Genomic DNA, 419 nt, shown 5'->3' on the forward strand with positions numbered 1-419 from the left:
GCATAGCTGCTGGGCCAGCCCCGCGCCACCTTCCGCGCGCGCCGGCATCACCGTCAGCGTCACCGTCAGCGCAATGCTTGCAGTCAGAAGCAGGGAATGCATTCGCATACTCGTGACGAAGGGCAGTTTCATGGTCATTCAGGGCCGTTAGCGTTGGGGGGATCCGGATCGGAATGCAAGCCGGGCAATCGGATATAAGGTGTTGTTGCCGCTGGCGATTCCGTTGCTGCCGTTGCAATTTGCACTCGTACCGTTGAGCCTCCGGAACCAGGTGTTTGGACTGGTAATCGGCCTCGGCCCGGATCGTGCAAGCGGAAACGGCCATCCGGAGAGCATAGGAAGTTCCAGCGAATTGCCGTTGACATGGATCAAACAAGCATCCGGCCACAGGTATGGGAGCGTGTCGTTCAGGGCATCGT

General features: G+C 59.4%; 1 protein-coding gene. It reads left to right on the top strand.

Features of this window, described 5'->3' with window-relative positions:
- Positions 1 to 199: 199 nt before the first annotated feature.
- A partial coding sequence (locus AC1DN0_RS41600; protein WP_477146686.1) for a hypothetical protein occupies positions 200 to 419 on the top strand: 220 nt, incomplete at its 3' end.

The sequence above is a fragment of the Cupriavidus sp. 05N39 genome, assembly GCF_056397325.1.